This is a genomic window from Nonomuraea sp. NPDC050680 (genome assembly GCF_040654555.1).
Lineage (GTDB): Bacteria > Actinomycetota > Actinomycetes > Streptosporangiales > Streptosporangiaceae > Nonomuraea.
Genome location: NZ_JBFAIF010000010.1, coordinates 257,232 through 276,430 on the forward strand (window position 1 = coordinate 257,232; position 19,199 = coordinate 276,430).

At 70.9% G+C, this 19,199-nt stretch carries 24 protein-coding genes; 14 read left to right on the forward strand and 10 right to left on the reverse strand.

Translation table 11 applies throughout. The features are described 5' to 3' along the window. Window positions 1–75: 75 nt before the first annotated feature. Window positions 76–1,080, reverse strand: a complete 1,005-nt coding sequence (locus AB0H88_RS30510) for a WYL domain-containing protein (protein ID WP_357650454.1) — start codon at window positions 1,078–1,080, stop codon at window positions 76–78. Window positions 1,081–1,141: 61 nt separating this feature from the next. Between AB0H88_RS30510 and AB0H88_RS30515 the strand changes: the two genes are divergently transcribed. The 4 genes from AB0H88_RS30515 (at window position 1,142) to chrA (ending at window position 4,952) form a co-directional block, all read left to right on the forward strand. Further along, entirely contained in the window at window positions 1,142–1,756 is a 615-nt protein-coding gene (locus AB0H88_RS30515; RefSeq protein ID WP_357650456.1) for a DinB family protein, read from the forward strand. Window positions 1,757–1,762: 6 nt separating this feature from the next. After that, window positions 1,763–2,923 carry a winged helix DNA-binding domain-containing protein gene (locus AB0H88_RS30520; protein WP_357650458.1) on the forward strand — a complete coding sequence of 387 codons (1,161 nt, stop codon included), beginning with the start codon at window positions 1,763–1,765 and terminating at the stop codon, window positions 2,921–2,923. Window positions 2,924–3,051: 128 nt separating this feature from the next. Beyond that, a complete protein-coding gene (locus AB0H88_RS30525) occupies window positions 3,052–3,738 on the forward strand; it encodes a TVP38/TMEM64 family protein (RefSeq protein ID WP_357650461.1) in 687 nt (228 codons plus the stop codon). Continuing rightward, entirely contained in the window at window positions 3,735–4,952 is a 1,218-nt protein-coding gene (gene chrA / locus AB0H88_RS30530) for a chromate efflux transporter (RefSeq protein ID WP_357650463.1), read from the forward strand. The genes AB0H88_RS30525 and chrA overlap by 4 nt, the downstream gene beginning before the upstream one ends. A 51-nt stretch (window positions 4,953–5,003) precedes the next feature. Here chrA and AB0H88_RS30535 read toward each other — a convergent pair whose 3' ends face one another. Genes AB0H88_RS30535 through AB0H88_RS30545 form a run of 3 tightly spaced genes read right to left on the reverse strand, consistent with a single transcriptional unit; the run spans window position 5,004 to window position 7,902 of the window. Then, window positions 5,004–6,173 (reverse strand): alpha/beta hydrolase, encoded by a 1,170-nt coding sequence (locus AB0H88_RS30535; RefSeq protein WP_357650465.1) that lies wholly within the window; start codon window positions 6,171–6,173, stop codon window positions 5,004–5,006. 23 nt (window positions 6,174–6,196) lie between these two features. Continuing rightward, window positions 6,197–6,994 (reverse strand): hypothetical protein, encoded by a 798-nt coding sequence (locus AB0H88_RS30540; protein WP_357650467.1) that lies wholly within the window; start codon window positions 6,992–6,994, stop codon window positions 6,197–6,199. Further along, a complete protein-coding gene (locus AB0H88_RS30545; protein ID WP_357650469.1) occupies window positions 6,991–7,902 on the reverse strand; it encodes an ABC transporter ATP-binding protein in 912 nt (303 codons plus the stop codon). The genes AB0H88_RS30540 and AB0H88_RS30545 overlap by 4 nt, the downstream gene beginning before the upstream one ends. A gap of 133 nt (window positions 7,903–8,035) precedes the next feature. Here AB0H88_RS30545 and AB0H88_RS30550 point away from each other — a divergent pair, with 133 nt between their 5' ends. Together AB0H88_RS30550 and AB0H88_RS30555 are read left to right on the forward strand one after the other, a co-directional pair. After that, window positions 8,036–9,394, forward strand: coding sequence for a histidine kinase (locus tag AB0H88_RS30550; RefSeq protein WP_357650471.1), 1,359 nt, complete (start codon window positions 8,036–8,038; stop codon window positions 9,392–9,394). Further along, entirely contained in the window at window positions 9,391–10,053 is a 663-nt protein-coding gene (locus tag AB0H88_RS30555; RefSeq protein WP_357650473.1) for a response regulator transcription factor, read from the forward strand. The genes AB0H88_RS30550 and AB0H88_RS30555 overlap by 4 nt, the downstream gene beginning before the upstream one ends. Before the next feature lie 76 nt (window positions 10,054–10,129). Here AB0H88_RS30555 and AB0H88_RS30560 read toward each other — a convergent pair whose 3' ends face one another. Next, window positions 10,130–10,585 (reverse strand): MarR family transcriptional regulator, encoded by a 456-nt coding sequence (locus AB0H88_RS30560; protein WP_357650475.1) that lies wholly within the window; start codon window positions 10,583–10,585, stop codon window positions 10,130–10,132. 91 nt (window positions 10,586–10,676) lie between these two features. Here AB0H88_RS30560 and AB0H88_RS30565 point away from each other — a divergent pair, with 91 nt between their 5' ends. Both AB0H88_RS30565 and AB0H88_RS30570 read left to right on the forward strand, forming a co-directional pair. Continuing rightward, on the forward strand, window positions 10,677–11,120 hold the full coding sequence (locus AB0H88_RS30565; protein WP_357650477.1) for an SgcJ/EcaC family oxidoreductase: 444 nt from the start codon (window positions 10,677–10,679) through the stop codon (window positions 11,118–11,120). Window positions 11,121–11,149: 29 nt separating this feature from the next. Next, on the forward strand, window positions 11,150–11,812 hold the full coding sequence (locus tag AB0H88_RS30570) for an NAD(P)H-binding protein (RefSeq protein WP_357650479.1): 663 nt from the start codon (window positions 11,150–11,152) through the stop codon (window positions 11,810–11,812). A 102-nt stretch (window positions 11,813–11,914) separates the two neighbouring features. Here AB0H88_RS30570 and AB0H88_RS30575 read toward each other — a convergent pair whose 3' ends face one another. Both AB0H88_RS30575 and AB0H88_RS30580 read right to left on the reverse strand, forming a co-directional pair. Beyond that, entirely contained in the window at window positions 11,915–12,241 is a 327-nt protein-coding gene (locus AB0H88_RS30575) for an AzlD domain-containing protein (RefSeq protein ID WP_357650481.1), read from the reverse strand. Then, complete coding sequence (locus AB0H88_RS30580) at window positions 12,234–12,986, reverse strand: AzlC family ABC transporter permease (protein ID WP_357650483.1); 753 nt, start codon at window positions 12,984–12,986, stop codon at window positions 12,234–12,236. The genes AB0H88_RS30575 and AB0H88_RS30580 overlap by 8 nt, the downstream gene beginning before the upstream one ends. 79 nt (window positions 12,987–13,065) lie before the next feature. Between AB0H88_RS30580 and AB0H88_RS30585 the strand changes: the two genes are divergently transcribed. Then, window positions 13,066–13,506, forward strand: coding sequence for an Lrp/AsnC family transcriptional regulator (locus AB0H88_RS30585; protein WP_357650485.1), 441 nt, complete (start codon window positions 13,066–13,068; stop codon window positions 13,504–13,506). Between the two features lie 100 nt (window positions 13,507–13,606). Here the strand turns inward: AB0H88_RS30585 and AB0H88_RS30590 are convergent, their stop codons facing one another. Together AB0H88_RS30590 and AB0H88_RS30595 are read right to left on the reverse strand one after the other, a co-directional pair. Beyond that, window positions 13,607–14,056, reverse strand: coding sequence for a hypothetical protein (locus AB0H88_RS30590; protein ID WP_357650488.1), 450 nt, complete (start codon window positions 14,054–14,056; stop codon window positions 13,607–13,609). A 103-nt stretch (window positions 14,057–14,159) separates the two neighbouring features. Beyond that, window positions 14,160–14,858, reverse strand: a complete 699-nt coding sequence (locus AB0H88_RS30595; protein ID WP_357650490.1) for a TetR/AcrR family transcriptional regulator — start codon at window positions 14,856–14,858, stop codon at window positions 14,160–14,162. A 111-nt stretch (window positions 14,859–14,969) separates the two neighbouring features. Here AB0H88_RS30595 and AB0H88_RS30600 point away from each other — a divergent pair, with 111 nt between their 5' ends. From AB0H88_RS30600 to AB0H88_RS30615, 4 genes are all read left to right on the forward strand, one after another. Next, on the forward strand, window positions 14,970–15,704 hold the full coding sequence (locus AB0H88_RS30600) for an SDR family oxidoreductase (RefSeq protein ID WP_357650492.1): 735 nt from the start codon (window positions 14,970–14,972) through the stop codon (window positions 15,702–15,704). Between the two features lie 60 nt (window positions 15,705–15,764). Then, window positions 15,765–15,971: a tautomerase family protein gene (locus AB0H88_RS30605; RefSeq protein WP_357650494.1), complete on the forward strand. Its 207-nt coding sequence runs from the start codon at window positions 15,765–15,767 to the stop codon at window positions 15,969–15,971. A gap of 138 nt (window positions 15,972–16,109) precedes the next feature. Next, complete coding sequence (locus tag AB0H88_RS30610) at window positions 16,110–16,550, forward strand: helix-turn-helix transcriptional regulator (protein ID WP_357650496.1); 441 nt, start codon at window positions 16,110–16,112, stop codon at window positions 16,548–16,550. 10 nt (window positions 16,551–16,560) lie between these two features. Beyond that, window positions 16,561–16,971 carry a VOC family protein gene (locus AB0H88_RS30615; protein ID WP_357650498.1) on the forward strand — a complete coding sequence of 137 codons (411 nt, stop codon included), beginning with the start codon at window positions 16,561–16,563 and terminating at the stop codon, window positions 16,969–16,971. A 9-nt stretch (window positions 16,972–16,980) separates the two neighbouring features. Here the strand turns inward: AB0H88_RS30615 and AB0H88_RS30620 are convergent, their stop codons facing one another. Next, entirely contained in the window at window positions 16,981–17,964 is a 984-nt protein-coding gene (locus AB0H88_RS30620) for a helix-turn-helix domain-containing protein (RefSeq protein ID WP_357650500.1), read from the reverse strand. Between the two features lie 97 nt (window positions 17,965–18,061). Here AB0H88_RS30620 and AB0H88_RS30625 point away from each other — a divergent pair, with 97 nt between their 5' ends. Continuing rightward, a complete protein-coding gene (locus AB0H88_RS30625) occupies window positions 18,062–19,093 on the forward strand; it encodes a saccharopine dehydrogenase NADP-binding domain-containing protein (protein WP_357650503.1) in 1,032 nt (343 codons plus the stop codon). Window positions 19,094–19,199 lie beyond the last annotated feature (106 nt).

Here is a 19,199-nt window from a genome sequence, read left to right on the forward strand (position 1 = left end):
CCGCTCAGCTCAGGTCAAATCAAGGCAAAGAATGCCAAGGGGAAGGTGAACACTTCGCGGACGGCACCTGTTCGATCACTCCGCACCTCGCGGGGCGGGTACGCCGGCCGCCGCGGTGGCGTAGCGGCGGGCCAGGCGCGCGAAGGCGTCCTTGAGCTCGGCCGGGCCGACGACCTCGATGTCGGCGTCGAACCTGCCGAGGGTGGCGGCCAGGTCGGTCCAGGACCACGAGCCCACGGCGAGCCGGCAGCGGTTCGGGCCGAGCTCCTCGACGACTCCGTTGTGGGTGAAGCGGGAGACGGCGGCGGCGGGCAGATCGAGTATCACCTCGCCGCGACAGGGCCAGTTTCCGGCGCCGTCGACGCCCCGGAACTTGCTGGTCACGAAGGCCACCAAGTCGCCTCCGGGCAGCTCGCGCGGGGTGAAGCGGGGTCCTGTAGGGGTGCGCGGGGTGATCCGATCGGCACGGAAGGTGCGCCAGTCCTCGCGGTCGAGGTCCCAGGCGACGAGGTACCAGCGCCCGCCCCACGTGACGAGGTGATGGGGCTGCGCCCGGCGCGGCGGGACCGGCACACCGTCGTCGTCCACCCCAGGTGGGTAGTCGAAGCGCAGCACCTCCCGGGCGTGGACGGCGGCGCTGAGTGCCATGAGGACTCCGCTGTCGACCTGTGGGGCCGGTCGGCTCGCGGGCCGCCCGACGGCGGTGACCTGGAGGGTGTCGATCCGGTGGCGCAGCCGTGCGGGCATGACCTGCCTGACGGTGTTCAGCGCGCGCGCCGCGGCTTCCTCGATGCCCGCCCCGCTGGAGGTGGCGGCGATCTGGAGCGCGATGGCCAGAGCGACGGCCTGCTCGTCGTCGAACAGCAACGGGGGCAGCTCCGCACCGGCGTCGAGCCGGTAGCCGCCCTCGGGCCCCTTGAAGGCCAGGATGGGATAGCCGAGCTCACGCAGGCGGTCGACGTCGCGGCGTACGGTGCGCGGGCTGATGTCCAGCCGCTCGGCCAGCAGCGCTCCCGGCCAGTCCCGGCGCGTCTGGAGCAGCGAGAGCAACGACAGCAGTCGCGCGGAAGTCTTCGGCATGACCTCATTTTGCCCGGAGAAGAGGCCACTTCCTGTCCGCTTCGTCTGCGACTGTTGTCGTGTGCCAGACAACGACAACGACTCGAAGGGCCCGAACGCCGTGACCACCACCACGCCCCCCGTGACCCTCGACGCCGAGCGGGACGCCCTGCTCGCCGTGCTCGCGAGCGCGCGATCCGCCCTGACCAAATCCGTCCGCGGGCTCAGCGACGAGCAGCTCGGCGAGCGCCCGACGGTCAGCGCGCTGTGCCTGGGCGGGCTGATCAAGCACGTCGCGTCCATGGAGGAAACGTGGCTGCGCTTCGTGGTCGACGGCCCGTCGGCGATGACGTACGCCTTGCCCGAGGGTGTCACCTGGGCCGACATCGCGTCCGGTACCGCACGCCAGTTCCCGCAGTGGATGATCGACCACCAGAACGACTTCCAGATGCTGCCCGGTGACACGCTGGCCGGGATCCTGGAGCGTTACGAGCAGGTCGCCGCCCGCAGCGCGGAGATCGTCGCCGCCGTCCCCGACCTGTCGGTGACGCACCCGTTGCCGGCGGCGCCCTGGCACGAGCCGGGAGCGGTACGCAGCGCGCGCGGGGTGCTGATGCATGTCATCGCCGAGACCTCCCAGCACGCCGGGCACGCCGACATCCTGCGCGAAACGCTCGATGGTCAGAAGTCGACCTGAGCGTTGATGACCGTTCTCGACAGCCGGGCGCTCAACCGCGCGACGCTCGCCCGGCAACTGCTGCTCGATCGCGCCGACATGCCGGTCCTCGGCGCCGTCGCGCACCTGTGCGGCCTGCAGGCGCAGGAGCCGCAGGAACCGTTCGTCGGGCTCTGGTCGCGGCTGCGCGCGTTCGACCCGGCGGCGCTCTCGGACCTGCTCATCCGGCGCGGCGTGGTGCGGACCCACCTCATGCGCCGCACCGTCCACCTCCTCACCGCCGACGACGTCCTGGCCTGGCGGGCCCGCCACGACGCCATGCTGCGCCAACGCGTACTGGGGACCTACCGTCGCGAGCTCGCCGGGGTCGATCTCGACGAGCTCGCGGCGGCGGGGCTGGCGGTGATGGCCGACGACGAGCCGCGCTCGATGAGCGAGCTCGCGCGGGCGCTGGCCGATCGCTGGCCGGCGCCGGGGCCGCGGGCGCTGGGCGAGATGCTCATCGCCGCGCTCCTCCCGATGGCGCAGCTGCCGCCGCGCGGGCTGTGGCGTACGAGGGCGGGAGTACGCAACGTCCTGCTCTCCTCGTGGCTGGGGCGCGAGATCGACCCACCAGTCCCGAACGGCTCGGCTACGAGCGGCTCGGATCTGGTCGGCTCGGTTACGAACGGCTCGGATCCGGTCGGCTCGGATCCGGTCGGTGAAGCGCTGGTACGGCGATATCTGGCCGCGTTCGGCCCCGCCGCCTCGGCGGACCTGCGCGCCTGGTGCGGCCTGGCCGGACTGCCGGCCGCGGTGGCCGCGATACGAGAGGAGCTGGTCACCTTCCGCGACGAGCGTGGCCGGGTCCTGCTGGACCTCCCCGACGCGCCGCGCCCCGACCCCGGCACACCCGCCCCGGTACGGTTCCTGCCGGCGTTCGACAACGCGCTCCTCGGCTACCACGACCGCGGCCGGATCATCGACGACGCCCACCGCGGCCTGTCGGTCGCCGGCGCGCGCGTGGTCCTGGTCGACGGCCGGGTCGCCGCGACCTGGAGCGTCCAGGCGGGCACCGTGATCGTCACCCCGCTGCACGGCTTCTCCCGGGCCGACCGCACCGAGGTCGCCGAGCAGGGGCAGGCGCTGGCGGCGTTCCTCTCCGACGGCGAGAGCGACCGCGTACAGCTCGACGCGTCCCCCCGCTGACCGGCACGGCCGCCCCGCACGCCCTCTTAGGCGCCAGAGGGCGTGCTCCGATACCGTTAAAAGACGATGCCGTTGAAAGACGTGCGATGACCACGCCGAATCCCCCCGTACCACTGAAAGCACCTTCCATGCTGATACGCCGCCATGCGCGATGGCTCCGTGCTCCGAAGCTGATCGGGGTCGTGGTGCTCGTCGCGGCGTTCGTGACGATCGCGCTGTTCGTCCCCTATCCGGGTGCCGGACAGATTCGCGACTGGGCACGGGCGGCCGGTCCGTGGTTCCCCCTCATGTTCTTCGTCACGCATGCTCTGGTAACCGTCGCCTTCCCGCGGTCCCCGTTCACCTTCGGCGCCGGGCTCCTGTTCGAGCCGGTGACCGGCGTCGCCATCGCGATCTCCGCGACCACGGTGAGCGCGGCGCTGGCCTTCCTGCTCGTCCGCGCCATCGGTCGCGAGGCGGTCGCCGCGCGGTTGACCCACCCCTCGGTCGCGGTGGTCAACCGCCGCCTCGCCCGTCGTGGCTGGCTCGCCGTCGGCTCGCTGCGGCTGATCGGTCCGGTTCCCTTCCCGCTGGTCAACTACTGTGCGGGGGTGTCGTCGGTCCGGCTCGTGCCCTTCCTGATCGCCACGGCCGTCGGTGTGGCTCCCGGTACGATCGCGGTCGTCTTTCTCGGCGACGCGCTCACCGGACGTACCGATCCCGCGCTGGTCGTTGTCACCGTGATCTGTGGTGCGATCGGATTGGCCGGCCTGCTGATCGACGGCCGTCTCGGCATCGGCCAACCGGGCGCGGAAGATCCGGCCGGGTCCACGTGAGCCAGGACGAGCCCGAAGCGCACGACGGCGCGAACGAGCAGGACCCGGTGGCGGCCCGGCGCCGTCTGCGTGAGGTGACGCTGCTGTTCCTCAAGCTGGGCATCATCGCCTTCGGCGGCCCGGCCGCGCACACCGCGATGATGCGCGATGAGCTGGTACGCCGCCGCGGTTGGGTCAGCGACCAGCGGTTCGTGGACCTGATGGGCGCCACCAACCTCATCCCCGGCCCCAACTCCACCGAACTGGCCATCCATCTCGGTTACGACCGGGCCCGGTGGCGCGGCCTGGTCGCCGCCGGGGTGTGCTTCATCCTCCCGGCCGCGCTGATGGTCACGGCCCTGGCCTGGGCGTACGTCACCTACGGCAGAACACCGGCGGCCGAGGGCCTGTTGTACGGCATCGTCCCCACGGTGATCGCGATCATCGCGCACGCGCTGTTCGGCCTGCTGCGCACCGTCGTCAAGACCATCTGGCTGGGCGTGCTGGCGGTCGCCGCGCTGGCCGCGTACCTGCTGGGCGTCAACGAACTGCTGGTGCTGGCGGCCGGGGCGGTGCTGGCCGCCGCGGCCCGGGCCCTGCGCCGCCCGCCTGGCCGGGGCGCGGCACATGGGGTGCTCGCCGCGCCACTGCTGACGTTCGGCGGGTCCCTGAAGGTCGGCGGGCTCCCGGTGTTCGGCGACCCGACCGGCGGTCAACTGCTTCAGCTGTTCACCACCATGCTGAAGATCGGTTCGGTGTTGTACGGCAGCGGCTATGTGCTGCTGGCCTTCCTGCGCGGCGACTTCGTCGACCGGCTCGGCTGGATCACCAACCAGCAGCTCATCGACGCCGTGTCGATCGGCCAGGTCACCCCCGGCCCGGTGTTCACCACCGCCACCTTCGTCGGCTACATGATCGCCGGGCCGCTGGGCGCGTTCCTGGCCACTGTGGCCATCTTCCTGCCCTCGTTCGTCTTCGTCGGCCTGCTCACCAAACTCACCGACAAGCTCCGCTCCAGCGAGTGGACCTCCGCCCTGCTCGACGGCCTCAACGCCGCCGCCTTCGCCCTCATGGCCGGGGTGTCCTACGAGCTGGGCCGGACCGCGATCATCGACCCGCTCACCGCGGGCATCGCCGTGGTCACGCTCGTGCTGTTGTGGAAGACCCGGCTCAACAATGCCTGGTTCATCGCCGGCGGCGCCGCCATCGGCATCGTGCGCGTCCTGCTGTTCTGACGCCCGGCCCCGCTCCGCCGAGTGCGCGGGGCGGGACCGACGCCGACTGGGTCAGGGATTGTGGAAGGCGACCTCGGGGTTGGCCGGTGACGGCCCGTTGAGCAGCGGTTGCTTCTTGCCCTTCAGGTGCAGGTCGAAGAAGGCGCCGACGTAGCCACGGGTGAGCTCGAGGGAGCGTTGCGGCGACAGATCGTCAGGCGCTGACGTGCCGACCGCCTTCTGCAGGATGGTCAGGTCGGTGAAGCTGGTGTGGTTGGTATGGGCCACGGTGAGCCAGCGCTTCCAGCCGCTCATCTTGGGCCAGCTCGCATCCCAGGTGTCGTCCTTGCCGGGGATGTGGTCGGCCTGGCTGCCCAGCAGCAGGAAGGGCCGGTCGAGCGTGACGGCGGGGTGGAAGGTGCCGTCCAGGTTCACTCCCGCCCGTACGCGCTTGTCGACGGCCATGGTGGCGGCGGCGGCGTCGCCGCCGAGGGAGTGGCCGGCCATGCCTATCCGCTTGGGAGCGATCATGCGGGCGTTCTTCCAGACGGGGTGCCGGCCGGCCAGCTCGTCGATGACGAAGGAGACGTCCTTGGTCCGGTTCTTGGTGATGGTCGCCTGCCCGCCTTCTGGAGGCTTGGGCTGGTCGCACAGAGGGGCGCAGGTGATGGTCTGCCCGTCGGGCAGGGTGGTGCCGGACGACTCGTAGGCGTGATCGACCAGCGCGATGACGTAGCCGCGGCTGGCCAGGTCTTCGGCCAGGAAGGTGAGGCTGGCGCGCGGGAGGCCGAGTCCGGGAGAGAGGACGACGAGCGGATACCGGCCGTGCTTGGCGGGAGCGCCGGTGCGGGCGTAGGTGCGGGTGGCGCTGACGGTCTCGGGAGGGAGTTCGACGCCGGGGGCCTTGCGCCGCAGCAGCGAGGCGGCCTCCGCGGTGGTCATGTAGGGGGCGGGGTCACCGGTGGCGGAGCGGGCGGGATAGTACATCGACACCATGAGTTGGCGCGGGCCCGAGTCGGGCACCCAGGGGTCCTTACGGTCGCTGTCGACCAGGTGCAGGATGTCGCGGCCGACCGCGTTGGGGCCGGTTGGGCGGGGGAGTTCCAGCCGGATGGCGGTGGGGATCGGTTTTCCGGTCGCGGTCGCGGTCGCGGTCGTCGTGGTGGAGGCCACCGCGGTCACAGTAAGGCAGGCCGTCAACGGAACGGCCAGCAAGCGGGCCCGAATCGACTGCACTGTCATGCTATTTCTCCTCATTAGGGCGCTCATACGTCACGGCGACGTACGACGATCAAGGTCACGACGGCGGCGGCCAGCGGCCAAAGCGCGAAGGCGGCCCACGAGCCGGCCACCGTCGGCAGGGCGGGGTCGTCACGGAGCTGGGGCAGGCCCAGGCAGGTCCGCCAGACATAGAAGGGGGCCAGGGCGTACAGGTCGTTGAGCCACTGGTGGACGTTGGGCTGGAAGAAGGTGGGCACGATGACCAGCGCGGCGCAGACGGTGACGACGGCGGCGGCGGTGTGCCGCAGCAGCGCGCCGATCCCCAAGCCGGTCAGCGCCGACACCGGTGCCAGCAGGGCGTTGGCGGCCAGGACGCGCAGGACGGCGGGGTCGCCGAGCGAGACGGCGACGCCGTGGCCGGACAGGATGGCCTGGCTGACGCCGAACGTGCCCAGCGAGACGAGCGTGCCGGTCGCGAGCGAGACCATGGCGACGACGGTGAGCTTGGCGGCCACGACGCGGTGGCGGGCGGGGACGGCGACCAGGGTGGTGCGGATCAGGCCGGTGGCGTACTCGCCGACGATCGTCAAGGCGCCCATGCTGCCCCCGCCGATCATGAGCATGGAGGCGGAGAGGCCGCTGAACGCCTCGGCCAGGGAGTTGAACCTGGCCTTCTCCATCGCGGTGTATCCGGGCCAGCCGTTGTAGGCATCCAGGCTGTTCTGGAGAGCGAACGCGATGATGGCCAGCGTGCCCAGGCCGACCAGCCAGGAGGTCGAGCGCAGGGACCAGAGTTTGATCCACTCGGCGGTCAGGAGGTCGCGGAATCGGCCACCGATCATCGCGGGTCACCGGCTCGGTAGTCGGCGCGGCCGGCGGTCAACTCCATGAACGCCTGCTCCAGCGAGGCGGTACGCGGGGCGAGCTCGTACAGCATGATCCGCCGCTGATGGGCCAGCTCGCCGACGTGGGCGGCGCTCAGCCCGGTCACGGTCAGGGCTTCGCCGCCGTCCGGCCGGACGGCGGCGCCCTCCAGGGTGAGGACCGCCGCCAGCTCGGCAGGATCGGGAGTACGCACGGCGATGGACGCGCCGGTGCCGCGGGCGGCGAAGTCGGCCAGGCTCTCCTCGGCGATCAACTCGCCTCGCCCGATGACGACCAGGCGGTCGGCGGTGTTCTCCATCTCGCTCATCAGGTGGCTGGAGACCAGCACGGTGCGCTTCTCGGCGGCCAGGCGCCGGAACAGGCCGCGTACCCAGCGCACGCCTTCGGGGTCCAGGCCGTTGATCGGCTCGTCGAACAGCAGCACGGGCGGGTCGCCCAGCAGGGCGGCGGCGATGCCGAGCCGCTGGCGCATGCCGAGCGAGAACCCGCCGATCCGGCGGCGCGCCGCCCCGGCCAGGCCCACTTCCTCCAGCACCTCGGCCACCCGGCGGCGGGGCAGGCCGTTGCCGACCGCCAGCGCGCGCAGGTGAGCGGCGGCGGTGCGGCCGCCATGGACGTCGCCCGCGTCCAACAGCGCGCCGACATGACGCAGCCCGGCGTGATGGCGGGCGAAGGGGCGGCCGTCGATGGTGGCGGTGCCCGCGGTGGGGCGGTTCAGGCCGAGGATCATGCGCAAGGTGGTGCTCTTGCCGGCGCCGTTCGGGCCGAGGAACCCGGTGACGTGCCCCGGTCGTACGGCGAAGGTGAGGTCCCGCACCGCCGTCACCGTGCCGTAGCGCTTGGTCAGTCCGTTGACTTCGATCACCTGGTCAACGCTGTCGCAGCTCCCAGAGGCGCCGCATCTGGCCGTGGGCCGGTTTCCGCGCCGCGCGGTTGGCCTGCGGGCGTATGCCCACAGGCCGATGCCCGACCGGAAGCGGGTGACTACGATCGACCGGGTGCGCGACAAAACGCCCAGACCACCCCTTTGGTCACGGTTGCCCCCAGGCGTGCGGGCGCTGTTCATCTGGGGCGGCCTGGCGACCCTGGTGCCACTGCTGTACGCCATGACGCTGACCGACGGCGAAGACCTGTTCCCGGTGAGCGCGGTGCATGCGGGGTTCGCCGTCGCCATGGCCGTCCCCTTGGCCTGGGCGCGGCAGCGGCCGGCCATGGTGCTCGCGGTGCTGCTGGCCGAGATCGCCGTGGCGACCTCCCTGGGTTCCCCGGCCCAGGCGTCCTGGCCGCTCTTCCTGGCGGCCGACGTGCTGGTCTGTCTCCTCGCCGCCACCTGGTCGCACCGCGCGGGCCTGGTGGCGGCGGTCGCCGCGTTGATCGTGCAGCAGACGACCTGGCAGCTCGACCTGCTGCGCGACGGCCTGCGGGTCTGGGCGGTGGGCTTTCTCGCGCTGTCGCTCCTGCTCGGCTTGGCCGTCTTGATCGCCTGGCTGGCCGGGATGTTCATCCGGCAGCGGCGCGAGTACGACCGGGCACTGCGCGCGCACGCCGAGGCTCGGGCGGTCACCGACGAGCGCCTGCGCATCGCGCGAGAGCTGCACGACATGGTCGCGCACAGCATCGGCATCATCGCCATCCAGGCCGGCGCGGGCGCCCGCGTGATCGACAGCCGGCCGGAGCAGGCGCGCCAGGCGCTGGGCGCGATCGAGGACACCAGCAGGCAGACGTTGAAGGGGCTGCGGCACCTGCTCGGCGTGCTCCGCACGGCTGAGCGCGGGCATCCCGGCTCGGCTGAGGGTGGGCATCCCGGCTCGGTTGAGCCGGCTGCTCCCGCGAGGCTGGCCGACGTCGACCGCCTGGCCCAGACGACCGCGGCCGCCGGCGTCCGCGTTGACGTGCGCCGCCACGGAGAGCCACGGCCGCTGCCCGCCGCCGTCGATCGGTCCGCCTTCCGCATCATCCAGGAATCGGTCACCAACGTGCTCCGCCATGCGGGCACGGACCACTGCCGGGTCGTGATCGGCTACGGGAACGAGGAACTACGTATCGACGTCATCGACGACGGACACGCCGCCGCCTGCGAGAGCGACGGACGCGCCGCCGCCTGCGAGAGCGACGGACGCGCCGCTGCGTGGGAGAGCGACGGGCATGCCGCCGCCTGCGAGAGCGACGGGCGCGCCGCCGCCTGCGAGGGGGACGGGCATGGGATCGTCGGTATGCGCGAACGGGTCGCCCTGTTGAACGGTGACTTCAGCGCGGGCCCCCGCCCCGATGGCGGCTTCCACGTCACCGCACGTCTGCCCCTCGCGCCGAGCGGCCTCGGTCAGGAGACAGACATCGACCTGGTGGAGGCCCGGTGACGATCCGGGTCCTCCTCGCCGACGACCAGCCGCTGATCCGCGCGGGCCTGCGCATGGTCATCGACGCCGCCCCCGACGTCGAGGTCGCCGGAGAGGCCGGGACCGGAGCCCAGGCCGTCCAGCTGGTCCGCCGGCTGCGCCCCGACGTCGTGGTCATGGACATCCGCATGCCGGGCATGGACGGCATCGAAGCCACCCAGACCATCCTCGCCGAGTCCCCGGCCACCCGCGTGATCATGCTTACCACGTTCGACGACGACGACAACGTCTACGCCTCCCTGCGCGCCGGCGCGAGCGGATTCCTGGTCAAGGACATGGCGCTGGAAGACATCCTGTCCGCCGTCCACGTCGTCGCCGCCGGAGACGCCCTGATCGCCCCCGGCGTCACCCGCCGCCTCATCGAGGAGTTCACCCGCGGTCCGGCCCGCGCCCCGTCTCCCCAGGCGCGGCGGCTCGTGGGCGTCACCGAACGGGAACACGAGGTGCTGGCCCTGGTCGGGGGCGGTTTGTCCAACGCCGAGATCGCCACCCGGCTGCACATCAGCCCGGGCACCGCCAAGGCGCACGTGGCCAGCCTGCTGGCCAAGCTGGACGCCCGTGACCGAATACAGCTGGTCATCTTGGCCTACGACGCGGGCCTGGTGTTCCCGTCCCGTTGACAGGCGGGCCTCCTGCCGGCCGGCGAGCTCGCGACGGACGTCATCCGGGGCAGCGCCACCTCCAGGGGCAGACGGCTCAGGAGTCGGATCGCAGGAGCTCGGCGGCCTCCTGGTAGGCATGCGCGGCGCGGTCGAAGTAGTCGAAGAGGACATCGAGCTGCTCGGTGGAGTAGCCGGCGAGGATCGCGCCGACCTTCTGCCGGGCGGGGGCCATGACCTGGTCGAGCTCGGCCGGTTTGCCGATGGGCTCGACGATCACCTTGCGGCGGTCGTCGGGCGCCGGAACGCGGCGTACATAGCCGGCCTGCTCCAGCCGATCGATGAGCCGGGTGGTCGGCCCGGTGGTCAACCCGGTGCGCGCGCCCAGCTCGCCGGGGGTCATCGGGCCGGCCAGCTCCAGGATGTTCAGCGCGTACAGATCCGTGGCGCCCAGGTCGCACGCTTTGGCGCTGGCGTGGCCGTGCAGCATCACCGCGCTGAGGTAGCGGCGGTAGAGCCGACTGGCGTCCGATGGTCCCGGTGTGGTTGACACGCGATCCTCCACTTCGTACTCTCTTCTTTAGAGAAGATACTTCTTCAAGGAAGTAACTGCTTTTTAGAAGCTATCACGAGAGGGTATCGCCATGACCACCACGATCGACCTCGCCGCCATCCGTACCGTCCTCCAGCGCAGCCAGGACGCCTGGAACCGCGGAGACGGCGCGGCCTACGGCGCCTGCTTCAGCGACGACGCCACCGACGTCACCTTCGTCGGCACCGTCTACCACGGCGGCGCCGAGATCGGCCGGGCCCACCAGGCCCTGTTCGACAGCTTCCTCAAGGGCACCCACCTGGTCATGGAGATCCTCGAGATCCGCCGCTACGGCGCCGACGCCGCCGTCGTGGTCACCCGTGGCGAGGTCGCCAAGGGCACGCCCAAGAAGCTCGGCAAGCTCGCCACCTACACCCTCGTCCGCGAGGCCGACGGCCAGTGGCGCATCGCCGCTGTCCAGAAGACCAAGCACAAGGGGCTCATGGAGGCCGTCTCCTTCAAGTTCCAGCCCGCCACCAAGCCCGCCGCCCACTGACCCGCCGGCACTCGGGGAGGAACACCGCCATGAGCTCCATCGCCGTCATCGGTGCGGCCGGTCGTACCGGACGGCTCATCGTCGAGCGGTCCCTGGCCGCCGGACACCGAGTCACCGCGATCGCCCGCCGGCCTCAGGCGCTCCGCGTCGCCGCGATCGCCCGCCGGTCCCAGGACCTCCACATGACCGGGCCAGGGCTCACCATCCGTACCGCCGACATCCTGGCCCCCGGCTCGCTCCAGGGTCTGCTGGACGACCACGACGCGGTGATCTCCGCGCTCGGCGCCACCGGCCGCGGACCCACCGCCGTCTACTCCACCGGCACCGCCGAGATCGTTTCCGCGCTCAAGCCCGGTGCCCGGCTGATCGTGATCTCCTCCGCCGGCCTCGGCGTTCCCACCGGCGCCGGACCCGGCACCCGCCTGGCCGCCCGCCTCCTGCACCACCTCATGCGGCACACCTACACCGACATGGCCCGCATGGAGGACCTGCTCTCCAACAGTAGCCTGACCTGGACCGCCGTACGCCCCACCCGGCTCACCGACCGGCCGGCCACCGGCCACCCCCGCGTCTCCATCGGCGCCACCGCCAAGGTCGGCAACCAGACCTCCCGCGCCGATCTGGCTGCCTTCGCCCTGGACGCGATCGACGACCCTCGTACCTATCGAAGCGCGGTCGCCGTCTCCTCCTGAGCACGGACGAAGCCTGGCGATCATCAGTTCGAGGTCGCCGCGATCCGGCGGTCTTGACCGGGGGCCGGTGGTGCGCGTGCTGGGACGGCGACACGGCGCACCTCAGAAGGCGTTGACGAGGACGACGTAGACGGCGGTGCCGATGCCGACGCTCAGGATGGTGCGGCGGCCTGAGGCGAGGTGGACGCCCGCGGTGACGGCGACCGCGAGCAACGCGTACAGCCTCGCGTGCGGGTCGGCGGTGATGGTGCCGTGCAGGGCGGTCAGGGCGAGGATGGCGAGGATGCCGACCGGCATCCAGACCGCCAGCTGCGCCACGGCGGCCGAGCCACGCAACGTGCGCAGCAGCGCGAAGGGGATGGCGCGCAGGGCGAGGGTGATGGTGAAGACGATCGCGAGGACGGCGAGGATGTAGGCGACGTCAGGCATCGCCGGCCTCCGGGGCGGGTCGGCGGGTGGTGAGCGCGTGGCGGACCAGCAGCAGGACGACGAACAGCAGCAGCGCGGTGAACATGGCGATGCCCGGGGTGACGATGAGGGCGGCGGTCACGCTGGCGGCCGCGAGCAGCGCGGCGGGGATCTCGCGGCGGGAGCGGAACGCGTCCAGGGTCAGCACGGTGAACATGGCGCACAGGGCGAATTCCAGGCCCTTGATCGGCGCGGGCAGGGCCGAGCCGATGGCGAGGCCGACCAGGCCGCCGCCGACCCAGTAGGTCTGGCAGGAGAGCTGCATCGCCAGCAGCCGGGGCGCCGAGCGTTCGGCCTCGGGGAGGGAGGCGTTGACGGCGTACGCCTCGTCGATCATCGCGTAGACGGAGTACGCCTTCGCCCACCGGTTCTTGACCAGGTGAAGCGGGAAGGAGAAGGCGTAGAAGACGTGCCGGAAGTTGACCACCAGGACGGTCAGCGCGACCGCGGCGAGCGGTGTGACGGTGGCCAGCATGCCCACCAGCAGGAGTTCCAGGGAGCCGGCGAAGGCGGCCATGGACAGGGCGGGGGCGAGCCACCCGGGCAGACCGGCCTGGAGGACCAGCAGGCCGAGGGCGATCCCCAGCGGGAAGATCCCCAACCCGGCGGAGAAGGAGTCGCGCACGCCTGCGGTGATCTGCCGGCGCCGGGTGGTGTGGGCGGGGGCCGCCGCGGTCAACTGGGTGGGGGCTATTACGTCGTGCACCCTCCAAGGATGCCGGAAAACAGCTGTTATGTGGTTGCGGATATTGCTCAGTCAGAGGCCTGTGGTGCAATATTCTTTCGTGGACTCCATTGACAGAGCAATCATCGCCGCGTTGGAGCGTAACGGGCGGCTGACGAACGTGGAGCTGGCCCAGCGGGTCGGGCTCACCACCGGGCCGTGCCTGCGGCGCGTTCAGCGACTGGAGGCCGAGGGTGTGATTCGCGGCTACCGGGCGGTCATCGACGCTGCTGCCGTGGGCCGGTCCTTCGAGGTCCTGGTCGATCTGACGCTCGACGCTCAGGACGCGGAGACGGTCGAGCACTTCGAACAGACCCTGGCGCGGGCCGAGGAGGTCGTCGAGCTGCGGCGGTTGTTCGGCAGCCCCGACTACTTCGTCCGGGTGGCCGTGGCCGATCTGGCCGCCTACGAGGCGTTCCTCAGCCAGTACGTCATGACCATCCCGCGTGTCCGGGGCATCACCTCGCACTTCACGCTCAAGAACCTCAAGCCGGCTCCGTAAGGCGCACGACCCGCACGACCTGCACGGCCCGCAGGCCGACCTTCCTGCGTACGGCGCGGACCTGCTTCCTGGGGTCCGGACCGTCCACGCTGGTGCTGTCTCAGACCCCTTCCGAAGCCCTGGCGGTCGCGGCGGCGTGCTCGTCGGCGGTCATGCCGAGGCCGGGGTCCTGCCGGTTGAGGTCGTACTGGTCGTCGGCCCATTGCCGGTAGTCCCGCCGTACGGTGAACTCGTCGGAGTCGACGATGTGGGCGATGTCGGCCCAGGTGACTCCGGCCAGCAGCGCGTGGTGGAGGTTGGCGGGATGGCGCACGGTACGCGCGATGCACTCCGCCAGCGCCAGCAACTCGATGTGCTCGGCCACGGTAAGGGGAGGACGGTCATCGGCTCCGTGCCGGACGGGGTCATAGATCCCTCGGGTCACCAGCTCGGTCCGGGCGCGAGCCGACGCGTGCTTGGCGGCCAGCTCGTCGTAGCGTGCCAGCTGCTGACTGACAGGCATGTCGTAGCGAGCGTCGCGCCAGGTCGGGATCTGGTCGGGCATGGTCATGGCGACTTCTCCAGGATGACTTGGGGGACGTGACGACGAGCACCGCAGGAAGCCAGAGTAGAGACATCGGGAAACCGGACACCGGCTGACAGTCCGGCGCCGCTCATCCGGGTTGTGTGATGCGTTCGAGCCATCGCAGGAGAAGGGCGGCCTCGGCCGGTTCGAGGGCGTCGGTGCCCCCGAGGTTCATTTGCGCGTGAAGGCGCAGCGCGGCGGCACACAACGGGTCGGCGTCCTTTTGGGCGGTTGATTCGGTGAGCACGTGCGAGAACACGGCGTCACGCATGCGATGGGACAGCGCGGGGTCGTCGAACAAGGCCGGGTCGGCGAGGTGGTTGAGGGCGTTGCCGATGCTCGCCGACAGGATCAGCTGGGCGGCGATCCGCGGCTCGACCTGCAACGCGCCCGCCGCCGCGCACCGTACGAGCGTCGCCACCAGCAAGTCGAACACGCGATCCCGAGCAGTGGAGTGAGACCACGGCCGGGGAGTGAACATCAGCTGGTAGAGGGCCGGGTTCTCCCTCGCGAACGCCAGGTGGCCCTCCCAGCCGGCGCGCAGATCGGCTACCGGATCGGCCGTCTGCTCTTGCGCGGCCTTGAGCGTGGCGTACCTCTCATATCCGTGGTCGGCGATGGCGTCGAGGAGACCTCGTTTGTCGCCGAAGAGCCGGTAGAGCACGGGCTGGCTCACACCGACCGCTTCACAGACCGCCCGCGTGGCGATCTCGTTGTCCGAGGAGGTCGCCAGCTGACGCTCCGCGGCTTCGATCATCGCCGTGCGAAGGGAGTCTGTTCCTGTCATGCGACCAATGATACGCCCCAGCGCTAGCGACGATACGAAGACCGTGCTACCGTCATGCCCTAGCGGCGATATCGCTGATGCATATCGACGATACGACGAAGAGGAGTTTCCATGAACGAGCAGCGCATAGCCGTGGTCAGTGGCGGCTCCCGCGGGATCGGCCGGGCGATCGCGACGACTCTGGCGGCACAGGGGTCCGCGGTCGTCGTGGGCTACCAAGGGTCGGCCGCGGCCGCGGCCGAGGTGGTCCAGGAGATCACCGCGGCCGGTGGCCGAGCGATCCCGGCGCAGGCCGACGTGGCGGACGAGATCGCGGTCGCGGCGATGTTCGACGAGGCGGAGAAGGTCTTCGGCGGGGTCGACGTCGTCGTGAACTCCGCGGGACGGCTGTCACTGTCCCCGATCGCCGATCTCGACCTCGCCGACCTGGACGCCCTGCACCGCACCAACATTCGCGGCACCTTCGTCATGGCGCGGGAGGCCGCGCGCCGCGTGCGCGCCGGCGGGGCGATCGTCACCTTGTCCACCTCCGTGGTGGGCCTGCAGTTGCCGAACTACGGGGCGTACGTCGCCAGCAAGGGTGCCGTCGAGGCGATGACGCTCGTCCTGGCCCGCGAGCTGCGGGGACGCGACATCACGGTCAACGCGGTCGCGCCCGGGCCGACCGCCACCGACCTGTTCCTCCAGGGCAAGGACGAGGCCACGATCGAGCGGCTCGCCAACCAGGCCCCGCTCGAACGGCTCGGCGCCCCGGAGGACATCGCCCGCGTCGTCGCCTTCCTGGCGAGCCCCGCGGGGCACTGGGTCAACGGGCAGGTCGTGCGCGCGAACGGCGGCATCATCTGACGTTCGCCGCGCCGCGGGCCGACATCGCGTTCTGAATCACCCACACGAAAGGGAAACACCATGCCGTTCGCCAACCTCAAGGTGCCCGCCGACACCCTGACCCCCGAATCCAAGAAGAAGCTCATCGACGCCGTCACCGACGCCTACGCGGCCGTGTACGGTGAGCGGGCCCGGGCGAACACCCTGGTCCTCATCGACGAAGTTCCCGACGGCGGCTGGGGCCTCGGCGGCGACATCCTCACCGCTGAAATGCTCGGCCGAAGCTGAGCTCTGTCGGGACCGGGGGGCGTGGCCGACCAGGTTGCCGGAATACCGCGACCCGCCCGCGGTGACCGACACGCCACCGGTCGTCTCACGCCCTGTTCGTGCAGGTAGACGGCCATTTGCGTGTGGTAGCTTCGCCTCATGAGCCCGGAAGACCTCGCCAATCTCGCGCACTTGCGCCGAGCGCGCGATCTGATCGACCGGGAGTACGCACAGCCGCTCGATGTGCCGACGATGGCCCGCCGCGCGCTCATGTCTCCGGGCCACTTCTCGCGCCGGTTCCGGGCGGCCTATGGCGAGACGCCGTACAGCTATCTCATGACCCGCCGGATCGAGCGGGCGATGGCGCTGCTGCGCGAGGGCATGAGCGTGACCGACGCGTGCATGGCGGTCGGCTGTACCTCGCTCGGTTCGTTCAGCTCGCGGTTCACCGAAGTGGTGGGGGAGACGCCGAGCGCGTACCGCGGCCGGGAGCACCGCGCCGAGGTGGCGATGCCCGCGTGCGTGGCGAAGGTGCGTACGCGGCCGACACGAAACCTGCCGAGCAGGATCGGAGAAGCGGATCGCGCCACCGCGGCCTAACGTTGGCGACATGACCATCGCACTCCGCTACTGCCACATCACCGTCAATGACGTGGACGAGTCGCTCACGTTCTACCGTGACGCGCTCGGCCTCGAGGTGCGTAACGACGTCGCTTCCGGCGGATTCCGCTGGGTCACGCTCGGCAGCGCGACTCAGCCGGACCTTGAAATCGTGCTCTCCGAACCACACGCCGGCCGTTCCCAGGCCGACGGCGACGCCCTGCAGGAACTGCTCACCAAGGGCGTCCTGTCGATGATCATCTTCAGCACCGACGATCTCGACGCGACCTTCGAGCGGGTACGGGCAAGCGGCGCCGAGGTGCTGCAGGAGCCCATCGAACAGCCCTGGGGGCCGCGCGACAGCGCGTTCCGCGACCCCTCGGGCAACCTGGTGCGGATCCAGCAGGCGGCCAAGGCGTAATACTCGCGTTCAGCTTCTGGAGCCGGCCGGGGTCGCGGGGAGCGCGCTTGCCCGATCCGCGCCGCGAAAGGAGCGCCGGTAGCTGTCAGGTGGGACCCCGACGATCCGTTTGAACTGGCGCCGAAGCGTCGTGGCGGTGCCCATGCCGGTAGCGAGGGCGATCGCCTCGATGCTCTCGCCGGTGGTCTCCAGCAACTCCTGGGCACGGCGTACGCGCTGGGTCAAGAGCCATTGAAGCGGCGTCTGCCCGGCCACCGACCGGAACTGCCGCCCGAGATGGCGCGGACTCGTGTTCGCCTTCCGCGCCATGTCCGTCACCGTCAGCGGCTGATCCAGCCGTTGCCGGACCCAGGCGAACAGGTCGGCGAGCAGATGTTCCCCCCTGACCTGCATCGGCGTGGCCACGAACTGGGCCTGCCCGCCCGGCCGATGCGGCGGCATGACGAGGCGGCGGGCGACGGAGTTGGCGATGGCGGCGCCGTGGTCGAGGTGGATGAGGTGCAGGCAGAGGTCCACGGCGGCGGCCTTGCCCGCGGCGGTGAGCACGCTGCCGTTGTCGGTGTACAGCACGTCAGGATCGACCACGGCCCGCGGATGGCGTGCGCTCAGCTCCGCGGCATGAGCCCAATGGGTGGTGGCCCGCCGGCCGTCCAGCAGGCCCGCGGCGCCGAGCACGAACGCTCCGGTACAGAGGGAGGCGATCCGGGCGCCCGACTCGTGGGCCGCGCGTACGGCTTCGATCAGCTCCGCCGGCGGCGGATCGTCGATGTCGGCGCACGCGGGCACGATCACGGTGTCGGCGCCGGCCAAGCGCTCCAGCCCGCAGTCGGGCTCGACCATGAACGGGCCGACCCGTACCGGACCGGGCCCGCAGAGCAGTACGTCGTACCAGTCCTCCGTGGCCTCGCTCGGGGGATTGCCGAAGATCTCATAGGCCACCCCCAGCTCGAAGTGCAGCAGGTGACCGGCGGTCAGCAGCGCGACGGTGGGCATGTCCGAAAGTGTACGCATGATGGCGTTCCGGACCCTCACCATCGGGTCCCGCCCGCCGAGAGACTGAGGCCCATCAGAACATCGAGATGGGGGAAACATGAGCACGACGGCCGCAGTGGTGGTCTACGGGGCCACAGGGCACACCGGTCGCTTCATCGTCGCCGAGCTACGAAGGCGTGGCATCGCCACGGTCGTCTCCGGCCGTGATGCGGCCCGGCTGGAGACGCTGGCGGCCGAATGGACCGACGTCGTCGTGCGGCCGGCCACCGTGGACGACGCGAGCTCACTGGACAGAGCCCTCGCCGGCGCGGCGGCCGTCATCAACTGCGCGGGACCGTTCGCGGTGACGGGCGGCCCGGTCGTCGCGGCGGCCTTGCGCGCGGGGATCCCGTACGTCGACGTCGCGGCCGAGATCGAGGCGAACGCCGCGATGTTCGCCGACCATGCGGCAGCAGCCGGAACAACGGGCACACCCGTGGTGCCGGCGATGGCCTTCTACGGTGGGCTGGGCGACCTGCTGGTGACCGCGGCGATGGCAGAGTGGACTTCGGCGGACGAGGCGCACGTCGCGTACGGACTGAGCAGCTGGCATCCCACCGCGGGCACGCGGGCGGCCGGTCAGGTGTCCCATGAGCGCCGCGCGGGCCGTCGGGTGCGGTTCACGGACGGCGCGCTGCGCTACCACGACGACAAGGTGGCGGAGCAGGACTGGCTCTTTCCAGAGCCGCTGGGCCGGCGGGCGGTGATCGCGGAGTTCACGATGGCCGATGTCGTCACCGTGCCCAGTCACCTGGCCGTGCCTGAAGTCCGCACCTACATGACCGTCGAAGCCGCGAGGGACCTGGCCAAGGCGGACACGCCGGCGCCGGAGCCGGTCGACGCCCTGGGACGGTCGGACCAGACTTTCGTCGTCGACGTCCTGGTACGCGCGGGCGGTGTCGAGCGCCGCGCCACGGCCCGTGGCCAGGACATCTACGCGGTCACCGCGCCTCTGGCGGTGGAGGCGGTCCAGCGGATCCTCGCCGGGCACACGCGGACAACGGGCCTGGCCTCGGCGGGCGCGATGTTCGAGGCGGCGGACTTCCTCCGGGCACTGACCCCGTACGTGTCGGTCGAGCTCCCGCACTGACCGGCTCCATCGCGCCGCGCCGGGTCTGGGGGACGGCGGGAGCGTCACGCCGCCCTCGGTGCCGGCGAGGCTTTCCTCGCCGACACTGCTTACTCGGGTGGAGTGA

Excerpts from the sequence above, each read along its gene's own strand:
- AB0H88_RS30510 (WP_357650454.1), bottom strand. The coding sequence starts at position 1,080 with ATGCCGAAGACTTCCGCGCGACTGCTGTCGTTGCTCTCGCTGCTCCAG.
- AB0H88_RS30520 (WP_357650458.1), top strand. The coding sequence starts at position 1,763 with ATGACCGTTCTCGACAGCCGGGCGCTCAACCGCGCGACGCTCGCCCGG.
- AB0H88_RS30525 (WP_357650461.1), top strand. The coding sequence starts at position 3,052 with ATGCTGATACGCCGCCATGCGCGATGGCTCCGTGCTCCGAAGCTGATC.
- AB0H88_RS30535 (WP_357650465.1), bottom strand. The coding sequence starts at position 6,173 with ATGACAGTGCAGTCGATTCGGGCCCGCTTGCTGGCCGTTCCGTTGACG.
- AB0H88_RS30540 (WP_357650467.1), bottom strand. The coding sequence starts at position 6,994 with ATGATCGGTGGCCGATTCCGCGACCTCCTGACCGCCGAGTGGATCAAA.
- AB0H88_RS30565 (WP_357650477.1), top strand. The coding sequence starts at position 10,677 with ATGACCACCACGATCGACCTCGCCGCCATCCGTACCGTCCTCCAGCGC.
- AB0H88_RS30570 (WP_357650479.1), top strand. The coding sequence starts at position 11,150 with ATGAGCTCCATCGCCGTCATCGGTGCGGCCGGTCGTACCGGACGGCTC.
- AB0H88_RS30575 (WP_357650481.1), bottom strand. The coding sequence starts at position 12,241 with ATGCCTGACGTCGCCTACATCCTCGCCGTCCTCGCGATCGTCTTCACC.
- AB0H88_RS30590 (WP_357650488.1), bottom strand. The coding sequence starts at position 14,056 with ATGACCATGCCCGACCAGATCCCGACCTGGCGCGACGCTCGCTACGAC.
- AB0H88_RS30595 (WP_357650490.1), bottom strand. The coding sequence starts at position 14,858 with ATGACAGGAACAGACTCCCTTCGCACGGCGATGATCGAAGCCGCGGAG.
- AB0H88_RS30600 (WP_357650492.1), top strand. The coding sequence starts at position 14,970 with ATGAACGAGCAGCGCATAGCCGTGGTCAGTGGCGGCTCCCGCGGGATC.
- AB0H88_RS30605 (WP_357650494.1), top strand. The coding sequence starts at position 15,765 with ATGCCGTTCGCCAACCTCAAGGTGCCCGCCGACACCCTGACCCCCGAA.
- AB0H88_RS30610 (WP_357650496.1), top strand. The coding sequence starts at position 16,110 with ATGAGCCCGGAAGACCTCGCCAATCTCGCGCACTTGCGCCGAGCGCGC.
- AB0H88_RS30615 (WP_357650498.1), top strand. The coding sequence starts at position 16,561 with ATGACCATCGCACTCCGCTACTGCCACATCACCGTCAATGACGTGGAC.
- AB0H88_RS30620 (WP_357650500.1), bottom strand. The coding sequence starts at position 17,964 with ATGCCCACCGTCGCGCTGCTGACCGCCGGTCACCTGCTGCACTTCGAG.
- AB0H88_RS30625 (WP_357650503.1), top strand. The coding sequence starts at position 18,062 with ATGAGCACGACGGCCGCAGTGGTGGTCTACGGGGCCACAGGGCACACC.